Source organism: Streptomyces sp. NPDC055103 (genome assembly GCF_053607625.1).
The window spans coordinates 47,733-67,920 of the sequence record NZ_JBSGTX010000019.1 but is presented as its reverse complement, the minus strand read 5'-3'; the positions used below and the strand labels follow the sequence as shown (position 1 = coordinate 67,920).

At 70.0% G+C, this 20,188-nt stretch carries 6 protein-coding genes and 2 pseudogenes; all 8 read right to left on the bottom strand.

Going from position 1 to position 20,188, the window contains the following annotated elements; all coding sequences use genetic code 11:
• Nucleotides 1–175: 175 nt before the first annotated feature.
• Nucleotides 176–442: pseudogene (locus ACWFR1_RS14845) on the bottom strand (transposase); the annotation flags it as partial.
• A 4-nt stretch (nucleotides 443–446) separates the two neighbouring features.
• A pseudogene (locus tag ACWFR1_RS14840) lies at nucleotides 447–617 on the bottom strand (IS5/IS1182 family transposase); the annotation flags it as partial.
• A gap of 151 nt (nucleotides 618–768) precedes the next feature.
• The gene (locus ACWFR1_RS14835) at nucleotides 769–1,344 is read right to left on the bottom strand and encodes a hypothetical protein (protein WP_453550727.1); all 576 of its coding nucleotides are present in this window, start codon (nucleotides 1,342–1,344) and stop codon (nucleotides 769–771) included.
• Nucleotides 1,345–1,705: 361 nt separating this feature from the next.
• Nucleotides 1,706–3,211 carry a hypothetical protein gene (locus tag ACWFR1_RS14830; protein ID WP_453550724.1) on the bottom strand — a complete coding sequence of 502 codons (1,506 nt, stop codon included), beginning with the start codon at nucleotides 3,209–3,211 and terminating at the stop codon, nucleotides 1,706–1,708.
• 48 nt (nucleotides 3,212–3,259) lie between these two features.
• Nucleotides 3,260–5,725, bottom strand: a complete 2,466-nt coding sequence (locus ACWFR1_RS14825; protein ID WP_453550721.1) for a hypothetical protein — start codon at nucleotides 5,723–5,725, stop codon at nucleotides 3,260–3,262.
• A 32-nt stretch (nucleotides 5,726–5,757) separates the two neighbouring features.
• Nucleotides 5,758–19,269, bottom strand: a complete 13,512-nt coding sequence (locus ACWFR1_RS14820; protein WP_453550719.1) for a WXG100-like domain-containing protein — start codon at nucleotides 19,267–19,269, stop codon at nucleotides 5,758–5,760.
• A gap of 6 nt (nucleotides 19,270–19,275) precedes the next feature.
• Nucleotides 19,276–19,596: a hypothetical protein gene (locus ACWFR1_RS14815; protein WP_453550716.1), complete on the bottom strand. Its 321-nt coding sequence runs from the start codon at nucleotides 19,594–19,596 to the stop codon at nucleotides 19,276–19,278.
• Complete coding sequence (locus ACWFR1_RS14810) at nucleotides 19,593–20,102, bottom strand: YbaB/EbfC family nucleoid-associated protein (protein WP_453550714.1); 510 nt, start codon at nucleotides 20,100–20,102, stop codon at nucleotides 19,593–19,595. Before ACWFR1_RS14810 ends, ACWFR1_RS14815 begins: the two co-directional genes overlap by 4 nt.
• Nucleotides 20,103–20,188: the final 86 nt, after the last annotated feature.

The window sequence follows — 20,188 nt, the reverse complement described above, 5'->3', positions numbered from 1 at the left end:
CTTGCAAGGCCTGCAATATCTGCGTCGCGCTTTTTTAGCTACAGAAGTATCGGAGGGGGCTTCGGAGAACCTTTGTGGCCTCTTTGATGAGTTGATGGCGGAATTATCATCCGAGGGTGTGGCTCGGATCGAGAGGGTGGGGCGCGAGGCCTTATTGATCAGAAACTCATGGGGTTCACTCGTCGATGACGTAGCGGACGTGCCGAGCGCCGAAGTATCCGCGCACGATGTGGGGCTGGCGTTGTCGGCGATGGAAGAACCTGCGGGTTTCGGTGGCGAGTTCGGCCTGGTTCTTGGCCCGGTGGGTGTGGGGCAGGCTGCGTTTGAGGTCGGCGTTGACCAGCTCGTCCGGGTTCAGCTCGGGTGAGTACGAGGGCAGGAAGTGCAGCTCGATCTGATCCTCGTGGTCGGCGAGCCAGGTCTGGACGGTCTTCGAGCGGTGGGCCGAGGGCCTGCTTGAAGCAACCGAGGCGTCTCCACGGCGAGTTCAGTTCACGCCTTCGGGCGTAGATCAGCCAGGAGACATGCTCGACCAGCTCATACGGGACGTCGAGCATGGAAGGATACGGAACCAACAGAGCCCCCGGGCTGTCGGCAGTGTCGAGTGGAATCAACACCGCCAACGACCGGGGGCTCTGCCACGTCACCACCCCAGCTGACCAGGCCTTATAACCCCTCAGAGACAGGATGAAAACGGCTCATTGTTCGATAAGAAAGTGCCCAACGTCCCCGGATTGAGCGGGGGAGGGCGTACGAACCCCGGTTCCCTCAGAGTTTGCCTTCCATGAGAACCGTGCGATGCCCCCCGAGCGCGCGGGAGAGACCTTCGAGGAACCCGGGGCTGAAGTCGGGCCAGTCCCAGAACTCGAAACCGAGATACCCGAAGGCGAAGTAGCCATCCGACCAGGTCCACGCAGCCAGGTCACCAGGGCACCGACAATGCGGGCAGGCGACTGCCGCGCTGCCTGTGTCGCTCCAGGCGCCGATGGCCTCACCGAAGGGTTCCCACGCACCCTCGATCTCCTCCAGCCGGTCGGTGTAGAAGTCCGCCCGGCCGGCGCAACGGGGGCACACCGCGAACCTGGGTTCACCCTGACCGCAGTTGAATACGGTGCGGCTGGTCTCGATCCTGAGTCCGTCGCTGGGCTCCCAGTCCTCCCGACCGACCGCCTTGGCCCAGGAGGGACCGGGCGGATACCCCGACGGCGCCCCGAGCACACAGTCGGTGAGCTCGGCCCGAACTATCCCCTCCCTGACCAGCCAGTCGAGTCCGCTGTCTGCCAGGGTGTGGGCGTCCGCATGCGTGGCGTCGAGGTCGACGACGGTCTGAAAGTAGTTCCCCATGAGGCAACAGTAGAAGCAGCCACCGACAGCACGTCACCGAGCCCATTCCACCTTCGGGAAGCCGCTGGTCAGCGCCGTGTATTGGGCGTCTGGCAAATCCTGACCATGACGTTCTTGGCAGTGGTCGAGGGGATGTGGACGGATGGCACGTCGATCGGCGAGTGCGGCAGCACCGTCCGCGACCTCCGGCTCCCCCGTGCCGGAGGTCCCCACCCCGGTCGACCGGGCATCTCCCGTTCCAGTGTTCGTGGAAGCGTGACGTGCGCGGTTCCCCCTCGGCACGTGATGGGACGACGACGGACGCCTCAGTCTGCAAGGGCCCGCCGCTCCTTCGTGCTGGAGGAGCGGCGGGCCCCGTCGGTCAGGACGCCGTGCAGTCGACGCGGACCGGGGCCGCGGCCGCGTGGCGGTTGTCCGCGCCGCTGCCACGGTTGTCGAGGACGACGGAGATCTTGTTGTCCGAGACGGGGAACCGGCCTGCCGACACCCACTGACCCAGGTGCGAGGCCTGGTTGATCTCGAAGCTCCCGACGCTGTTGGTCGAGCTCTGGGTGAAGGCCCGGTAGACCGTGTAGTGCGCCGGGCTGCCGCCCACGTACGACAGGTCGCGCACGTTCGGTATGAACACCTGCACAGCGCACGTGCCCTTCGTCACCGAGCCCGTCGTGAACTTCCACTGCGCCCAGATGCCGTCCGAGCGGGAGCTGCCCGACATCGGCATGCTGTAGAAGAGACCGTTGCAGCCGTAGGACTTCGTGCTTCCCCAGCTCTTCAGCCAGCCCGCGTTCCCGTCGGTGTACATGTCCCCGACCGCGAAGCCCGGTGTCTCGCAGCCGAGGCCGATGAGATGCGTGTACGTGGCCGACTGCGGCGCGGTCGTCGCCGGCGGCTGCGTCGTGGGGGCGGGGTTCTGGACGGGCGCCTTGGTCGCAGGCGGCGTCGTCGCCTGCGTCCCGCGGCCCTGGGCGGGCGCGGTCCCCCCGGTACCGCCGCCCGGGACGGGAGGGGCGGTCTGCCTGCCGGTGCCGGTGCCGGTGCTGGTGGACCGCGGGCCCGGCGCGGTGCCGTCGTTCCCGTGCGTGACGTCCGTGGCGGACTCGTGGATCCCGCCGATCGGGCCGAGGCCCTTGCCCCTGCCGCCGTCGGGCCCCGGCGCCTTCACCGGCGCCTCGCTCTTGCCCTTGCCCTTGTTCGCTCCCGGAGCGGCGAGCTGCTGCTCGCTGGGGACGATTCCGGGGCCAGGGCCCCCGGGGTGCATCGAGCTGCCCGGAGGGGCCCCGGCGGCCGAGGTACGGGGATTGTCATCGGAGCCCGAGACGAGAAAGGGCACACCGATCAGGACCAGGCCGCCGAGGACCGCCGCCGCGATCATCGGCTTGTTGGGGCGGCCGAGGGGAGGGGAGTCGGTGCCGGAGCCGGAGCCGGTGCCCGTGCCCGTGCCCGTTCCGGAACTGGAGCTCGTGGTCGCGGTGGCGGCCGTTGTTCGGGTTGCGGTTGCGGTTGCGGTTGCGGCGGTGGTTGCCGTCGTGGTCGCGGTAGCGGCGGTGGTCGTGGTGGCCGCGGGGGTGGAATCCGGTTCCGCTTCCGGTTCCGGTTCCGCTTCTGCTTCCGTCGCCGCTCCCGTTTCTGCTTCCGGCTCGCTCGCCGTGGGCGTCGGGGCTGCGGCGGCCGTCGGCGGTTCGGCTGCTGCCGGCGCGGATTGCGCTGTCGCCGTGGCCGTGGCCGTGGCCGTGGTGGACACCGCCGTGGCCGTGGCGGGGAACAGGCCCGCCGACGGTTCCTCGCTCAGGGTGGCGAGGGCCGCCGCACGTCGCACCGAAGAGTCGCCGGCGCTCTCCACTGCCGGGGTGGACTCTCTGCTTGCCATGGCTGGTCTGCCTTTCTCGACGGGGGAAGAGCCTTGTGGGGCACCCATTCAGAGCGCCTGCGGGAGGTGGAGGAACGGGCCGGTGCACCGGCCCGGCCAGGGCGTCGTGCCGCTCGTACCGGAGCTGCGGGCCGCCGTGTCCAGCCGTTCCAGGACTTCGGGGGACGGTGCGCGGAACCTGTCCGCGTCCGCCGGGAGTTCGGCGAGCAGCACACGTGCGGGCAGCTCGCCGTCCGCCTCGTGGCGGGCGACGACGGCGAACCCCGTCCCGGCTGCGAAAAGCGCCTGCGGGCCGTTGCCGTCACGCGACAGCACCGACGTACGACGGGCGGTCATGGGCCGTACGGCATAGCGGACATGGGAAATGGGCGGTACGGGTGCGTCCGGCGCCTCCAGATGGACCACGTCCAGCGGTGCGTCGCACACGAGCACCGCGCCCGGCACCACCTCGTCCGGTACGGACGGCTGCGCCACGGCGCGGACCAGCGTGCCCCGCAGTGCGGGCAGGCGCCGCAGCCCGGAGGCCAGGCAGGCCGCGTAGGGGCGCAGCTCCTCGGCCCCTTCGGCGAGGGCGCGGGCGCCGAACGGCTCCTCGGGCGCGGAGGAGAGAAACAGCCTCACTGCGATCAGGTCGGCCCGTACCGCGTCCTCGCCCGATCCGCGCAGCGCCGGCATCCTGACCAGCGCCTGCCCGACGGGGCCGCTGTGCTCCTCCCATACGGCGGCCGCCAGTTCCCGGAACGCCCGGCGGTCCGTCTCCCCGCTGAATCCCTGGGGAACACGGCCACGGGCGCCGAGCTGCGCCGGAGCCCGGGGTGCCGGTGCGGCGGGTGGTGCGGGGGATGCGCGGGGTGTGGGGAGCGCGGGCGGTGGTGTCGTCAGAGCCGGTTCGGGTTCCACGGGCTCCGCCGGGGCCGGGGCCATGGGTTCCGGTTTCCGTTCCGGTTCCTCGTCCGGTTCGTGTTCGGGAGCCGGTTCTGGTTCCGGTTCTGCTTCCGGGGTGACGGCGGTCGTGGATGCGGCCGCCAACGGCAGGCCCGTGCGGACCGCGAACCGGCGAAGGGCGGCGGCCTCATCCGGTGCCGCCTCGTCGGAGACGGCGAGTTCGGCGTGTGCGCGGGCTGCCGGTTCGAGGGTGGCGAGGAGTGCCGACAGATCCCGCAGGGTCCCCTCGCGGACCGATTCCTCGGCCAGGCACTCCGCCGAGACCTCCACCCTCAGGGCGCGAGGGTCGCCGACTCGGTCCCGTACGGGGGGCGGTGGAACGTGCGTGGCACCGATCCACAGTCCCGCACGTACGGCCACTGTCCACGCGCCGGAAGGCAGTTGAAGTGTCGCGGGTACAGGACCCGGTGTTCCCGCCGAAGCCGGGAGGCTCCAGGAGGCCGGGCGGGGGGTCGGGCGTGCACCGTCGTCGCCGGTCGGGGAGCAGAGGAGGGCGGCGAGCGGTGCCGGCCAGGTGAACTCCCCTTCGGCGGAGATCAGCCGTACGGTTTCGGGCGCCGGCCGCCCTGGCCCTCCCTCTTCCGCTTCCGCGCCCGTTTGCCCTTCCGCTTGCTCTGTCTCGGTGGTCAGCGGGAGGCCGAGGGTCACTTCCAATTCCATGCCGAGGAGGTCGCACACTTCCTCGGCCAGGGCGGTCGCGTCCCGTCCGTCCGCCGGGACGAGGCGCAGGGAGCGGCGGATCTCGGAGGGCAGCGAAGCGAGCAGCGTCGCCAGGTCCTCGGCCGCGACCGGCTCCGCGCGCGGAGCACCGAGCACAACCGCCGGCCGTTCGGGGTCGACGGCGACGGCGTACGCCGGTCCGTCGGGGCGTGGCGGGGGTGCGTCCGCCGGGCCGAGCGCAAGCCCGGCCGGGACGGCCCGTACGACACTCTTCCCGACCGGACCCAGCGGAACCCGGGTCAGCGCGCGCTGCCAGCGGGGTGCGGGCAGCCGGGTGCCGAGGGGCTCGGGGGCTTCCCCTGGTGTGAAGCGCCACCAGCCACCGCCGGGCGTGGCGGGTTCCGTGACGTGGAGCAGGCCGCCGGGAGCAAGGACGGCGGGGGCGTCCGGGGCCTCCAGGGTCACGTCCCAGGCGTCGGCGAGGCGCTGGGCCAGCGGGCCGTCCTCTCCGGCCGGGGCTGCCGCGCCGGAGAGCACGAGACGCAGGGAGAGCGGCTGGTCGTCACGCAACCGGGCCAGCAGGGCCCCGAGTTCCTCGCCGAGGTTGCCGGCGGCGGGCTGCGGTACGTCGACCACGACGACCGGGCGCCGGGGATCGGCGGGCAGCGCCTGCACGAGTGCGCGGACGGGCGTGTCGGGGGCCGCCGAGGAACGCAGGAGGTAGCGGTGGGGGAAGTCGTCCCGAACCGTGTGCGGTGCCGGGGACGCCGGTGCCGGTGTGGTGGTGGCCGCCGGAGCCGTACCGGCTGCTGCGGGGGTACCGCGGTGGCGGGTGAACCGCCGTAGCAGCCGCCTGGACCTGCCCCCGTCCGAGGCTCTCTCCGCCCGGTCGTCGTCGTTCTGTCGCATGTGCCCTTCCCTGTTCGGTCGCTCCGATTCGATCATGAGCGGTCCTTCGGGTGGGCACGACCTCCACCGGACTGGCCAGGGGGGTTCTGTTTGTTGGAGTTGCCGCGGTTGTTGGCGTTGTTGGAGTTGTCAGGCCTGTTGCGGGCGTTGGGGTTCGGGTTGAGGTTCGGGTTACTGGCGTTGTTGGGCCGCCTGGTGGGGTTGTTTGGCCTGTTGCTGTTGCTGTTGCTGTTGCTGTTGCTGTTGCTGTTGCTGTTGCTGTTGCCGGAGAGCCGGTTGAAGGCGGAGTCGGCGAGGCTGGAACTGTTACTGCCACCACTACCGCGGCCGTTGCCACCACCGCGGCTGCTGCCGCCACCCGTGTTGGGGGGTGTGGCACGGGGCGGGTTGTTCCTGGGGGTGCTCGCGCTCTGGTTCTGCTCCCTGGGGGGCCGGTTGCCCGAACCCTGGTTGCCGGTCGACGGGGCGGGGGGTCGGGACGCGGAGCTGACGGGGGCGTGCGGAGCATGCGCGGGAGGCCGGCGGGTGATCGTGCCCTGCGGCAACGGGGTGCCGCGCCAGCCCACGCCGTTCTCCCAGCGCACCTGGATGGGTTGCGCGGAGGTGTTGTCCGGGCCGTACCGCTGCTGCGTTCCGTCGGGGGCCGTGACCTCCAGGGTGAGTCCGAAGCCGGCCGCGTAGAGCTCCAGCAGGAACCGTGCGGAGGGGTCGATGGGGAAGGGCTCCGGCTGGGTGGTCGTGGCCGTGGTGGACGTGCCCCGGTAGTCGTCGAGGGTGTGGGACATCGGGTGGATGCGCCCGGTGAAGAGGCGGGTCGAGAGGTCCGCCACGGTGAGCCCGTTCGTCGCCGCGTTTGCGGCGAGCTTCCGGGCGTCGTCGGTGGTGAGGTGGTTGCGGTGGAGGACGGTGAGCATCTGCCCTACTTGGGGGGCGGTCGGTACGCGGTTCTGCGGTTTCGTCGGCTCGTGGGGCGATGAGTGCCCGGTGAACGCCTCGGTGAGTGCCGCGAAGAAGGAACCCGGGCGGGAAGTCAGGGTCTGGGAGGTGGTCGGCTGGACGCTCGAGGAGAGGTAGGTCTCCGCGATCTCGTGGAAGGTGCGCTGGATGACGCCGTGATCCGTGACATACAGGAGGTTCATGGCGTGCAGGGACATCATGCTGTCGTCCGTCCGGAGACCGAAGACCGGTCCGCCGGGGACGGGCGTGTGCGACACCCTGTTCAGGGGGGACATCGACGTGAAGGTCTCCAGGAGAGGCTTCGCCTCGTGGACGGGACTGCCCTGGGGAACCGTCTTCCACGGATCCTTGGCGAGGAAGTCGGCGTGGAGGAGCCTGCCGTCGTTCTGCAGCGTGCGGAGGAGACCGTACTTCGCGCTCTTGGTGTTGCCCTCCGTCTCGTCGAAGAGCTTTCCGTACGGGGTGGGGTTGATGTGGCTCTGGGGTATGCGGAGTTCGTGCCGGGGAACCTGTGTGACGTCGATTTTGCTCTTGGTTGCGACGGTCTGCCGGGACGAGAGCATGCCGAAGTAGAGACGGGACAGGTCGGTCTGTGTGGCGGCCCGCTGGAAATCCCTGAAGAAGGCCGTTCCGCGTACGGAGGGACGCAGGGTCTCCGCGGCGAGGGAGAGGCGTTCCCCGGCGGCAGCTCCGGTGTCCCCGGATTCCCTGGCCGTTTCGGCTTCGTCCCGTGTGATCTCCCAGGACGCGAGGCTCATCAGACTGTCGGCGAGACCGTTGAACTCCGGGCCGGTCTCGCTGAACCGAATCGGGGTGGGGCCACCTTCCGGGACCAGCAATGTCGCCAGTGCGTCGACGAAGAGATTCGGCTCGGGCGAATAGGGGATGAACATGGCTATGTCGCCCATTCTTTCCCGTACTCGCATATCGTGCTGGATCTCCGCGTCGAACGCGGGCACCGAGCCGACGACATCGGACGGAACATCGCCGAGCGGGCGAAGTGGGCGGGGCTGGCCTGGCCGCTGTTCGGCGGCGATCTTGTTGTGTTGTTCCCACCTGGCCGTCGTCTCGGTGGCGAGAACCGTGCGGCGGGGGTCTCCCTCGGCGGGAATCCGGTATCCGCCGGCGATGAGCAGGGGGCGCAGCGGCGTGGTGGCCTCCTGCTGTTCGAGGCCGTTCTGCTGCCCGAACGCGAGTCGCCTGTCGAAGTAGTCGAAGACGTGCCGGCCGCTGGGAGTCCGGTGCGGATAGCTGTCGAAATCCATGAAGGACACGTACGGGTGGGTGGAGGCTCGGAGAAGGCCGCCGATCACCCGTTGGTTGGCCTCGCTCGTCAGTGTGGCGTTACGGGCCTGCCCGTGGGGGAAGGGGGCGTTCTCCGCCCGCAGAAGGGGCGTGGCGACCACGGCGAGCGCGACGGGGGAGTTGATGGCCGCGGCGCGGGTGGCGATCGTGTTTCGGATGTCCTCGATCAGGGCGGCGTCGTCGCCGTCGAGCCTGCGGTCGTTCACTCCGACGACGATCGCGACCCGGTCCCGCATGTCCGGGGGGAGGTTCTCGACCACCCCGTCGACGAAATCCTGAAGATGAGTGGCGCTGCTGATCGTTGCGAAGTCGACGATCGCGTTCACGACATAGGAGATCTTGTCCCCTCGCCCGACGCTCTCGCTCACGCGGGTGCGGTACGCGTCGGGCGTCAGAGCCTGGTCGGCGTTGACGCCCGTCGTGAGAGCCGTGAAGCGGTCGTTGCGATAGACGGTGGTGGCGGGAGGAGCGGTCGGGGCGGGGGCATCGGAGGGAGCGGGCGGGGCGAGTGGAGCGGGCGGGGTGCGCGGGGCCTTGCTGCTCTCGCCTTCGAACCGCTCGTCCGGGCTGAGGCGGGTGCTCGCGTAGTCGGCGTCGTTCAGCTGTTGCGTGGTTTCCGCCTGATCCGTGGCCTCGGTCTGTTCCGTGCTCGCCTGTTCCGTGGATTCCGTCTGTTCCGTGGGGGGCGTGAGCAGATGGGCCACGTATTGGGCGTGGATGTTCCGGGCCCGTAGGACGGCGAGGGGCTCGTGAGGGGAGTCCTGGGCGAAGAGCCGGGCGAAGTCCTGCTGAGCGGTGTCGAATGCCGCATTCGACCTCGTCAGCGTCTCCTCCAAGGCGGTCCTTTTCGTGACGAGCTGCTTCAGTTCGCCGTTCTTCGCGATGCTCCGGTTGATGGACGCGAGTTCCTTCGTCGTCCTGGTGATGTCGTCCTGGGCCTGCTTCGCCCGGCCGGCGATGTCGATGACGCTGTCCGTCAGCGCGGTGCTGAGGCCGTGGCCGGGATCGCCGTGCCGGAGATACGCGTCGATATTGGCCAGGTCTTCATCGGCGAAGCCCTTGGGCCGTGACGTGTTCTCCCGGCCGTCCTCCCACGTGATTTTCTTCAGGTCCTCGTGGTCCGGAACCTGGTGCCATGCGGCGTGCTTCTGCGCGTCCTTGCGGACATCCAGCGGCAGGTCCTTCTGGTACTGGCCCGAGCGGGTCGGGGAATGGGTCACGATGAGGCGTTCGTAACCCGGCGGCAGGCCACCGCCGAGCGATTGCGGCTCGCTCTTCCCCGGGTCCGTGTGCCAGACGGTCATCCGGTCGCCGCCCATCTCGCTGTTGGGCTCTTCGAGGTAGCGGACCTCGAAGCCCATGAGCGCCATCGCCTCCAGGTTTCCGCTGCGGAAACCGAGGTGGCGGGTCTTGGCGTGGTGATGGAGGTAGTGGAAGAGCTGGAACTGACCCGTGCGCGTGTTGCCCTTCCATGCCGCCGCATTCGGGTCGTTCCAGAATTCCGTGAGGTCCGCGACCTGGGCCGTGAACCCCTCGGGCCGGGTGCCCGGATCGGTGCTCGCGGCCTGCCCCGGAAGCTCACCCTTGTTGAAATAGTCGGCTATCGCCTGGTATTTCGGTTTGGGTTTCGGCGTGACCTTGGGATTTCCGGAATCGTCGAGTTCTACCGGCTTCGGTACGGGCTCACCCGACGCGTCGCGTTCCACCGGCTCCGGATAGCCGGAGTCGCCCACGACGATGACGGCCTTCATGCCCCCGAGACCGGCGATGATCTGCGCGACACCGAAATAGCTGGTGTCGTGCTCGATGTGCACCTCGCCCTTCTTACCGCTGAACCGGGACCACAGGACCGCGACCTTGTCGCCGTCCCCCAGGCGGATGTCGTGCCCGGCGAGCCACTGTTCGATCGCGGGATTCGGCACCTTGCCCGGCGGAAGGTCCCATGCCTTGAGAATGTCCGTGCGGACGTCGGCGCTGAAGGACTTGCCGATGCGCTGTGTGGCATCGCCGACGCCGACAATGCGCCCCTTCTTCGCCTTGCTGCTCAGATTCTGGTTCGTGGCGAAGTCATCGAAGATCTTCTGAGCCTCGGCGGCGCTCACGACGACGGAACGGCCCCTGAGGCCCGAGGCGTCGTAGAACGCCTTGACCTTCTCGGCGGTCGCCTTGTCCTTGGCGAGCTGCCTCTGTTCCTCGTCCGTGAGCGGGACACCCTCGTTCTCGTCACCGTAGACGAGGACCACGTGAAGGTTCTCGTCGGCGATGAGGGCGGCGGCGATGCCGAACTGGTCGCCCGAGGCGTAATACGGCTGCTTGAGGTACGTGACCTTGGATTCGTCCACCGTGGTGTGGGTGGTCTCGGTGGTGCTGGTGGTCTCGGTGGTGCTGGTGGTCTCGGTGGTGGCTGTGCTTTCGGCGGTCTCGCTGTGTTCGCTGTTCTCGCTGTCTTTGGTGTGCTCGGTGCTGGCGGTGTCGTTCTCCGGAGCCTGGTTCGTGGTCCGGTCCACCCGCTGGTCGGGAGAGAGTCGGCTTTCGCCCCGGGGAGTGGGGACGGTGGTGGTCGTGTGGAGGGGGACGACCGCGTTGTCGCTGACCGTCTCGATCGTCGTCAGGTAGTCCTCGGGCAGCTCCCGCAGGTTCTCCTCGCGGGTCCTGACCATCAGGCCCTCGGTCCGTACCCCGCTCGCCCGGTCGTTGCGGCGGAAGAGGTGCGGGTCCCGGGAGTCTGCGTCCGAGTACTCGTCGGCCAGGCCCAGGTAGTGGAGGAGCTCGTGGGTGACGGTGGCGTCGTTGTCGCTGACGTCCCAGTGGAGTTGGTCGGCGCGGCCCGGTGACGGCGTACGGGAGAGGGTGACGGCCTCGCCGTGCGCGGGGGAGTGCACGAACTCGGCGGTGACGTGCAGCTGGTCGCCGGAACCGGGCAGCCGGTAACCGCGGTTGACATGGCTGTCGAGGACCTTCTGCATGCGGTCCCGGTGGGCGCGGAGATCGGCTTCGGTGAGCCCGTCGGCGAGCTTGAACGGAAGCGTGACGAAGAAGCGGCGCACGGTGCGGCCGTCGGCGAGCTGCTCGCGGCGCACGTGGTTGCGGATGAGGGTCATGGAGCCGTCGAGACGTCCGGGCTGCGGGTTGAGCTGGCGCAGCTTGGGGTCGAAGCGCTCGGTGTGCACCGCGGCGGTCTTCGTACCCCGGAAGGAGCGGAGTTCGTCGAGGCGTACGGGCGTCGCGACCAGCCGCCCCTTCTTGCGGAGAGGAGGCTGGGAGGGGTTCGTACCCTCGGCCGTGGTGTTCTCGGCAGTCGGGGACGCGGAGGTGATCAGGGGCGGCGGGGTCGTGGTCGTGGTCGTGTTGGTGTTGGCCGTCGCGCTCGCCGTCGTGTCCGTGCCCACCGTCGAGTTCGTCGCCTCGTTCGGCGCGATCACCGGCGGGACCACAAGATTGCCGTCCGGGCCGTACGTCGTCACCCGAGGCCCCGTCTCCTCCTGGATGATCAGGTGCACGGTGCGCTCGTGGTTGTCGGCGAGCTGCTGGGCGAGGGCGTCCGCGGCCGCGCGGGCCTCCGCGGGGTTCGGGCTCGTGTCCGGGTGCAGCCACAGCTGAGGGTCGACCGCCGTGACCTGGAGCGAGCTGCCGATCAGCGTGTCCCAGGCGACGCCGTGGGTGTCCGCGGACAGGTCCCAGACGCCCTCGCCCTGGTCCGCCTGGGTCAGGACGCCGAGTCCGAGCAGCGCCTGTTCGGGGACGCGGACGATCGCCGTACCGGTGACCTGGCGGGTCCCGCCCCGGGGATTGGTCACCGTGACGAGCGTGTCGACCTCGACCTCGCGGGTCTTCAGACCGACGGCCGCTTCCGGCAGCCCCATCGTCCCGATCTTGGTCCAGAGGCGTGCCGTCGTGCCCACGCCGCCCCCCTGCCCGCCGGGGATCGACTGGTAGTGCACGGTCGGCACCGTCACACCGAGGCTGAGATCGACCGGGGGCGTGAGGTTCTGCAGTTTGGCCTGGCCGGAGACGGTGAGCGGGGCGGAGAGGGTACGGGTGGTGGCCGAGGACGTGGCGGTGGTCGTGCCCGTCACACGGGCCTGGTCCATCGTCATGCCCTGGGTACGGTCGACCGGGCGCGGATTGCTCATCCGGAGCTGGATGTCGACCTGCTGCCGGCCGCCGGTGACCGTACCGCCGAGGGTGGCGGCCGCTCCGGTGGCGCCGATGCGGGAGCCCCCCTTCCGGAAGGCGTCTGTGAGGAGGGTCGCGAGGACCTCCGGAACCGGCCCGTCCGTCCGGGTGCCGCCGAGCAGCCCGGGCGCGACCTCGTCGACGGCCTGCTTCAGCTGGGTGGCGTTGGTGACGGCCGTGACGGCGGTGGTGTCCTGGAACCGCAGGGACGGCCGTCGTGTGAACAGCCGGTCGTGGATGTCCTGCGGCAGGGCGGAGGAGTGGACCTCCGCAGGGAGGTGGCCGTCGGTCCTCTGGTTGTTCGCGGGCGTCTGGTCACCACCGAGCCGCAGGGTGACCGTGGCGTGGACGGGCGCGCTGATCTCGTGCGTGACGGTCGTGCCGCGCACGAAGCCGGGGGACTGGAGGACGGCGGTGAAGCGGTAGGGCAGGTCGTATTCGTTGCCTCCCTTCGTACGCTGCCAGGCGCGGTCCTCGGCGACCGCCGACGAGGACACGGTCGTGGCCTGAGAGACCGCGAGTCCCGGGGTGAGCGAGGCCTTCACGGGCGCGCCCGGGGTCGGGACGCTCACGTTCCCGGCCAAAGCGGCGGACCACTTCGTGGTGCGGGCGGTGCTCACCGTGGCATCCAGGGGGCGGTGCTGGGAGTAGAACTCCAGCTCCGTGGCCGACGAGGCGGGACGGCCCAGCGTCGCGCCCAGCTCCGCGGCGGTCAGGTTCGGCCGGCCCTGGACGAGGAGGGTCAGCGTGGTGGTCCCGAGCACTCCCTTGTACGGGAAGCGGAGCGGCGGCAGCGAGGACCAGCCGGTGTCCGACTCCGTATCCGCGTCGGGATTCCTGCCACGGCCGACGAGTTCGGCGAGGGCGGCCGTCGTCGTGTACTCGGCGATCTTGCGCTGCAGCCCGGGAACGTGCCGGTGGTCGCTGGGGTCGAGTGCACCGGGGGCGTGCTGGTTCACCAGCTCGGTCAGGCGCGTGTTCAGGCGGAGGTACTCGTCCCGTGACGTGGCCGGCGGCTGGACGGGCGGAAGGGCGACGGCTGGGTCGGTGCTGGTGCTGGTGCTGGTGGTGGTGGTGGCCGTGGCCGTGGGGGTGTTCGCCCCCGACGGGGCGGGCGTCGGCGCGGTGGGGGTGAACGGGACCACCGCGAGTACGGCGTCCGTGCCCAGCGCTCCGTACCGTACGAAGCGGGCGGGCAGGGGCACGGTCGCCTCCGCGGCGGCGACCGGGGGAGGGCCGGCCAGACGCGACAGATCCCCGTTGCTGCGTCGCAGTTGCTCGGTGGTGGCGATGAACTCCATGCCCCCGGGGACGGTGATCGGCGGGAGCGTGGTCGTGGTGATGGAGGTGGAGCGGCCGAAACCGCTCGCGCCGCGGCGGACGGTCACGTGGTACTCCACGTTGGCCCGGATCCGGTGCTGTGTGCTGTTCTCGGCCGCGACTCGGGTGATCTGCACGGAGGACGTGTCCGTAGTCGTCCGGGCCGTAGCCCTGCCGTAGCCCCCCTTCGCCGAGAATCCGCCGGTCACAGGGGTGGGGCGCGGAGCCGCGTTGCCCTCGGGGGGCCGGTTCGCGCCGAACTTGGCGCCCAGCTCGCCGGTCATCTCCCAGGGCAGTTTCGCCGTGCTCTTCTGCCGGCTGCCGCCCTCGCCGACTGCGAGGTCCGTCTCGCCGAACTGCCTGGCGTCCCCCAGGCTGATGGGGTCGCTGATCACCATGTGCACTTCGACGACCGCTTCGATGTCGCTGAGCGCCCCGGGGCCGAACAGTCCGTCGACGACGTACACGCCCTTGCTCATCTGGTGCGCCCTGGCGAGCAGCGCGGACGGGCTGATCTGGTGGTTCAGGGTCCTGCTGTGGTCGGAGGAGACGGACGGGGGCGGGGTGCCGGGGGCGGCCGCCGGGGTCGTGACCCGGGCGGGGGTCGGGGTGAGGCCCAGCTGCTGGAGCGTGGCCGTCGCCAGCGACGCGAGCCGGCCGAGCGGCGAGGACGACGGCGCGGGCCGGAGGTCGCCCGTGTGCAGGGGCAGGCCCGCGCCCTGCCGGGACGCGGGGGCCGACGGGCGGGCCGTCGACAGCTGGTTCGGATCGTCGGAAGGCCGGCCGTCGGTGGCCAGGAACTCGGCCAGCGACCGCTGAAGGGCGTCACTGCCGAGGAGTACGTCGACCTGGGCGCCGTCCGGGAGTACGACAGGGGGCCCGCCGACGGGCGGCATGGTGTCGGGACGCCCGAGCCGGCTCTGCGGAACGGCGAGGTCGAGGTCCACCAGAGGGTCGGGTGGCGGGGGCGCCACCGGCTGCGAGATCGGCTGCGCCTGGCTCTGGGACTGCTGGGGCGGCGCCGACACGGTCGCCGGGGCCTGGGGCGGCGCCGACACGGTCGCCGGGGCCTGGGGCGGGGCCGACACGGTCGCCGGGGTCTGGGGCGAGGTCGCCGGAGCCTGAGGCGTGGGCTGGGATGACGGTACGACCCGGCCGTTCTCCAGGAACTCCATCCTCAGCCGAGCCGGGACACGGAAGACCTCCGTGTCGTGGTTGCCGGTCCGGATGGTCTGGGAGTGGCCCAGAGCCGTGGTCGGGCTGTCGGTCCAGACGACCTGCGGGCTCGTCTTCCCGCCGAGGGCGGCCGTGAAGGCGGGGATACCCACGGACAGGTCACCGCTGAGCCCGAGACTGCCGGTCAGGGTGCTCGTCCGCTGGTTGCTGCTGGTGTCCGAGAGGCCGCCGGCGTTGGAGACGAACACGTCCGAAAGCGTGGTGTGGTGGGTGATGTCCCGGTCGGCGGCGCGCTCCAGGCGCAGGACGAGTTCCACCTGCCGGACCCGTCCGTCGACGCTGACGCTGCTGAAGGACAGGCGCAGTCCGCCGTCCGTCAGTTCGTCGACGCTGGACAGCAGCGCCGGCTCGCTCGTGAGCAGCCGGAGGGTACGCAGGTTGTCCATGCGGGCACGGGCGTTCTCCGGGGTGGTGAACCCTTCCTTCGGGAGGAAGCCGTTGTCGCCGAGCCAGGTCTGCGCCTGGGCGAGCCCCGCCGTCAGGCCCGCGCCGCGCAGACGCAGCGGTGTGACGGAGAGGCCCGTGCCCCGCAGCTCTTTGAGGCTGTTCGGCAGGGTCTCGGGGTCCACGAGACCGGCGGGGGCCGGGGGTGCGGCGAGGGCCCTCAGGCGTCCGTCCACCGTGGCCATCTCGCGGAGTCCGTTCGTGGTGCCGTCCGCGGCGATGAACTCCACACGATGGACCACCTGGACCGGGAACAGGACGTGCTCCGCGGACGCCCGCATGTTGCGGTTGGTGCTGTGCGCCGCACCCGTACCCAGGGAGTTGTCCTTCTGCCAGCCCAGACCGCCCTTGAGCAGAATCTGTCCGCCGACGGTGAGGTCACGGCGGGCCTTGTTCTGCGGAGTGGCGTCCGCGTTGAGGCCGACGCCGCCGAAGAGCTCGACGGCCGCACCGGAGGTGATCTTGCGCAGGGTGTCCTGCTTCGTCTGGCGCTCCACATACCGCTCGAAGCTGTAACTGCCGGAGACCCAGACCTCCTGTCCCTGCTGGCCGGCACCGGCCGGGGGCCGTACATCCGCGACGATCCGGAACATGCCGACCGGGTTGCCCGCCGTGTCGACGAGGACCGGGGAGAAGGTGCCCGCTGTGGCGGAGGCGTCGACGGCGGCAGTGCCCCCACCCTCCCGGACGCGGTGGAGGGGCAGGGCGCCGAGCTGGTGCTCGATCCCGAAGAACCGCTCGACCTCGGTCGTCGACTCCGGGGAAAGAAGCGCGAGTGGGGGCCCGAATCGGTCCTTCACCTCACGGAGCAGACCACCGGGGTCGGAGAGCGAGTCGAGCGCCCACACCGGAGTCACGTCGAGATGGCTGTTCAGCGTGTTCCCGTCGCTCCAGAAGGGAATGATGTGCGCTGGGGCACGCTGGTCGATCACCAGGTGGTGGGGGAACCAGGCCGTGACGGTGCCCAGGTGCACTGGAGCGGACCAGTCATCGGTCTCCGACTGCCGCAGGGTCCAGGCATCCTGGTACCGGTACGGGTGTGTGGTCTCCGAACTCCGGTGCAGACTCGTGCTGTTGACGCTCACCGTCTGCGTACTGCTCGTTGTCACCTGATGGCGGGTGAGGCTCACCGTGCCGCCGACCGGATACCCGGTGACGACGGCCGAGGGGTTGGCCGGGACCGTACCCGAGACGGGCACGGAGACCCCGCGATAGCGGGTCGTGCCGGACTGCCGGCTCTGGGAGAACGTGGCCGTCTGCCGCTGCTCGTTGTTACGGGGCGGCAGCCCGCCCGGTACGTCGGACATCAGCGAGGCGCGGGGGTCGGAGAGACTCAGCCGTACGTGGAGCGTCCGCATGGTCCCGGCGTCGTCGACCGTCACCCGGTGGCCGTCGGGGCTCATCAGCATGTGTCGGTTGTCCACGAGCGACTGCGGGGTGAGGCTCGTCCGCAACTGCTCCCGTACGGCGTCCCGACGGCTCTCCGGGATGCCGAGGGTGGCCAGGACGTGGGCGTGCAGATCGGCGACGACGGTGTCGGAGAAGGGGGACAGCTGCACCCCGCCCAGCCCGGTGTGACGCGGCCCGCCGAAGTCACGAACGTGCCGGTGGGCCGGGGCCGGGGGCGGGGGTGGAGTCGGGGGCGGGGTCTGCGTGAGAGTGGTTGTGGTTGTGGTGTCCGTCGTCTGGGGCGCGTCGGCCTGTGACGGCGAGAACAGGGGGGAGTCGGGCGAGGGAGCGAGTGCGCCTTCGGTGACGGTCTCGGTCTCGGTCTCGGTCTCGGCGACGGTCTCGTTGACGACGGTTTCTGTGACGACGGTTTCTGTGACGACGGACTCGGTGACGAGCGGGGCCGAGGGGGACGAGGACTCCGTGAACGGAGAGTTCTCGGGTGCGTTCCGCTGTTCCTCGTAGGTCGACCTGTCCGTGGAGGCGTCCGTGGAGGCGTCCGTCGACGTGTCCGTGGACGTGTCCGTCGACATGGTCGAGACGGATGTCGTGGGGGGCTTCTCGGCGGTCCTCGTGTCGTCGTCGGCGTCCGTGGAACCGTCCGTGACCGTGGACGTGTCCGCGCTCGTATCCGACGTATCCGACGTATCCGACGTATCCGACAGGGCCGAGGGCGTGTTGCTCTCGGTGGAGAAACCCGTCGGCTGTACGGGGCCGGGCGCGTTGTTCCCGGTCTTGTTCGTGGTCTCGGACTCGGTCCGCTGGTTCTGCCCCTGCCCCTGCCCCTGCCCCTGTGCCTGGCCCTGGTTCGACGTGGAGGGCGTGTTCTGGGCGTTCGTACTGCTGGAGGAGGTACTCGACGACGTACCCGACGGCGACGCCGACGGCGACGGTGAAGTGGACGTAGTGGCGATCGGCGTCCCCGGAGCGTCCTGGTCCTCGCTTCCGTCCGTGGTCGACGTCGTGGTGGTCTCGTCGTCCTTCTCGGCGAAGAGTTCGTCCAGGCCGAGGTCGGGCATGTCGTCCGTGAGGCTGCCGGTCTCCGGCGTGCCGGTGGTCGACCCGCCGCCTCCGGTGCTTCCGCCGTCCCCGGTGTTGCCGAAGTCGGGGGTGCCCATGCCGAGCTGGCCGCGCAGGCCCAGGCCGAGCTTCTCGCCGCCTGCCTCCATGAGGTGGCCGACCCGGCCCTCGACGATGCCGGAGCCGAAGGTCAGACCAGAGGTCTTGAAGGTGTGCTCGTCCGAGAAGATCAGGTTGTACGTGCCCTCCGAGACGGCCGCGTGGGCGCCCTCGAACAGGCCTTTGACGCCGAACTCGCGCATCGACTTGAGGATGCTGGAGCCCATCGCGTCGGCGGTGCCCTTGGTCAGGACGTCCATGGCCTTGTCGTCGAGCTGGCCGGCGAGGGGCTTCAGGGCGTCCCCGAGCGCGTCGGGCAGGCCCTTGCGGCCGGTCTCCGAGAGCAGGGTCGACGCCCAGTCCCGGCCCGCGTCGCGGGCCTCGGTGCCGCCGAACCGGCGCTCGAAGGCGTCGCCGACGTCCTTGACGAAGTCGCGGGCGGCCTTCTCCGGGTGGGGGCCCGCGGTGCCGGGGAGGTGCTTCTTGAAGATGTCGCTCATGTCCTGGCCGAAGGACTTCGGCGGGGGCGGCGGGGCGTCGCCGTTCTTCGGCTTCGGGCCGTCGCCGCCACTGCCCTTCGACGGCGGAGTCTCACCGTCGCCGGGCTTGTTCTTGGGCGGCGGGGTGGGGCCGATGTCGTCGCCGGGCTTGTTCTTGGGCGGCGGGGTGGGGCCGATGTCGTCGCCGGGCTTGTTCTTGGGTGGTGGTGTGGGGCCGACGTCATCGCCCAGCTTGTTCTTGGGTGGTGGTGTGGGGACGACATCGTCGCCCAGCTTGTTCTTCGGCGGGGGCAGCGCGTCGTCGAGGCCCTTGCCGAGCAGCTTGCCCGCGTCCTTGCCGAACAGGTTCGAGAGGAACTTGTTGAAGACCTTGCCCAGTGCCTGGAAAGGGCCGGCCAGGAGGCCCTGGATCGCTCCGGAAAGCGCCGCCGCCTTCGTGAGGTCGTGGTCCCACTCGTCGCGGGTGCCCTGGTTGAGCTGGACCCACTGGGAGAGGCTGTCCATGACGACGCCCATGCCGACGTTGATGATCTCGTGCATGAGCAGGGCGACCAGCAGACGGCCCAGCCGGGTGCGGATGATCAGCCTGACGATGGCCTGCTTCTGGAGGTACGCGGCGATCGAGGCGCCGAAGAAGAAGGAGAGCGCCGCCGCCACGGCCGCCTCGACGAGGAGCTCCACCAGCTGCGCGATGATCATGTACTTCGTGTACTGGAGCTGGGTGGCGCTCTTGCGCGTGAAGTTCGCGATCAACTCGGCCTGGTCGGTGACCGAGTTGAAGTAGTCGAGACCCTCCTGCCCGCCGAGGAAGGCCTTCATCGCCTCCTGGTACATCTCGGCGGCGGTTCCGTCGAAGTTCTTCCTCGTGTAGCCGAGGGCCTCCGCGACCTGCTTCTGGATGTCCCCCTTGAGTTTTCCGTGCAGCCCCTTGTGCGCCTCGGCGAGAGCGAACATCTTGTCCTCGTCGCCGTCCGGCGGGATCTCGCCGGTCAGGGCAGCGAACAGCCAGGCGCACTCGGGGGGAAACTCCAGGGACATGGCTGGTCAGCGCTTCTTCGTCTGGTTGTTGACGTTGTCGATGATGTCCTGCTGCGTCTTCTTGAACTTGCCGGAGGTGTCGCCGAGGCTCTGTCCACTGGCCTCGAGTGCCTTGACCAGTGCCTCGCTCCCGTCCACGACGTAGCCGAGGCCCTGGTAGTACTTCTTGGCGAAGGCCTCACCGAACTCCCCCGTACCCCAGCAGCCGCGATAGCTCGTGATCTTGTCCACGTACTCGTCGCGGGCGACCTTGAGCTCGTGGCCCACGTTCTTCACGGCCTCGCCGCCGCGGTCGAGGCCCTCGCTGTCGACGTCGAGTTCGGTCATCGCGCGACCCCGTCCGTGTCCACGGCACCGTTGCCGTTCGTCTCCTCGTCCTCGTCCACCAGCTCGTCGAGGAGGGCGCCGCCGGAGGCGGCGGTCGAGCGGGAGGACGGCACCACGAGCTCCGGGTCCTGGCGCAGCGGGGCGAACAGCTCGTCCCACTCGACGGGTGCGAAGCCGCCCTCGGCGTCCGGGTTGAGACCCGGGACCGGCCCGAACGGCCGGTACACGTCCAGGAGCCGCGAGGCGGCCTGGGAGCGGGCGGCGGCGATCGTGCCCATCACGATGCTCGCCAGCTCGGCGGGGGCCATGGTGCGGTAGCGGTTGGTGGGGAAGCGCAGCTGGGTCAGCTCACCCTGCGCCCCCACGGTCGCCTCGACCGTGCGGTCCTTGGCCGTGACCGTCACGGAGATCCGCGCGGCCTCGGCGGCGGCCTCGTCGAGCCGGGTCCGGGTCTCCTCGAACTCCGCCAGCGCTTCCGCGAGTCGTTCTTCCAGGGGATTGCTCATCGCCCGGCACCTCTTCCTCTTCGTGGTCCCATTCGTCGTCCGTTCCCGCGTCCGTTCCCGGGTCCGCCCGTCGCCCGCCGCCGTTC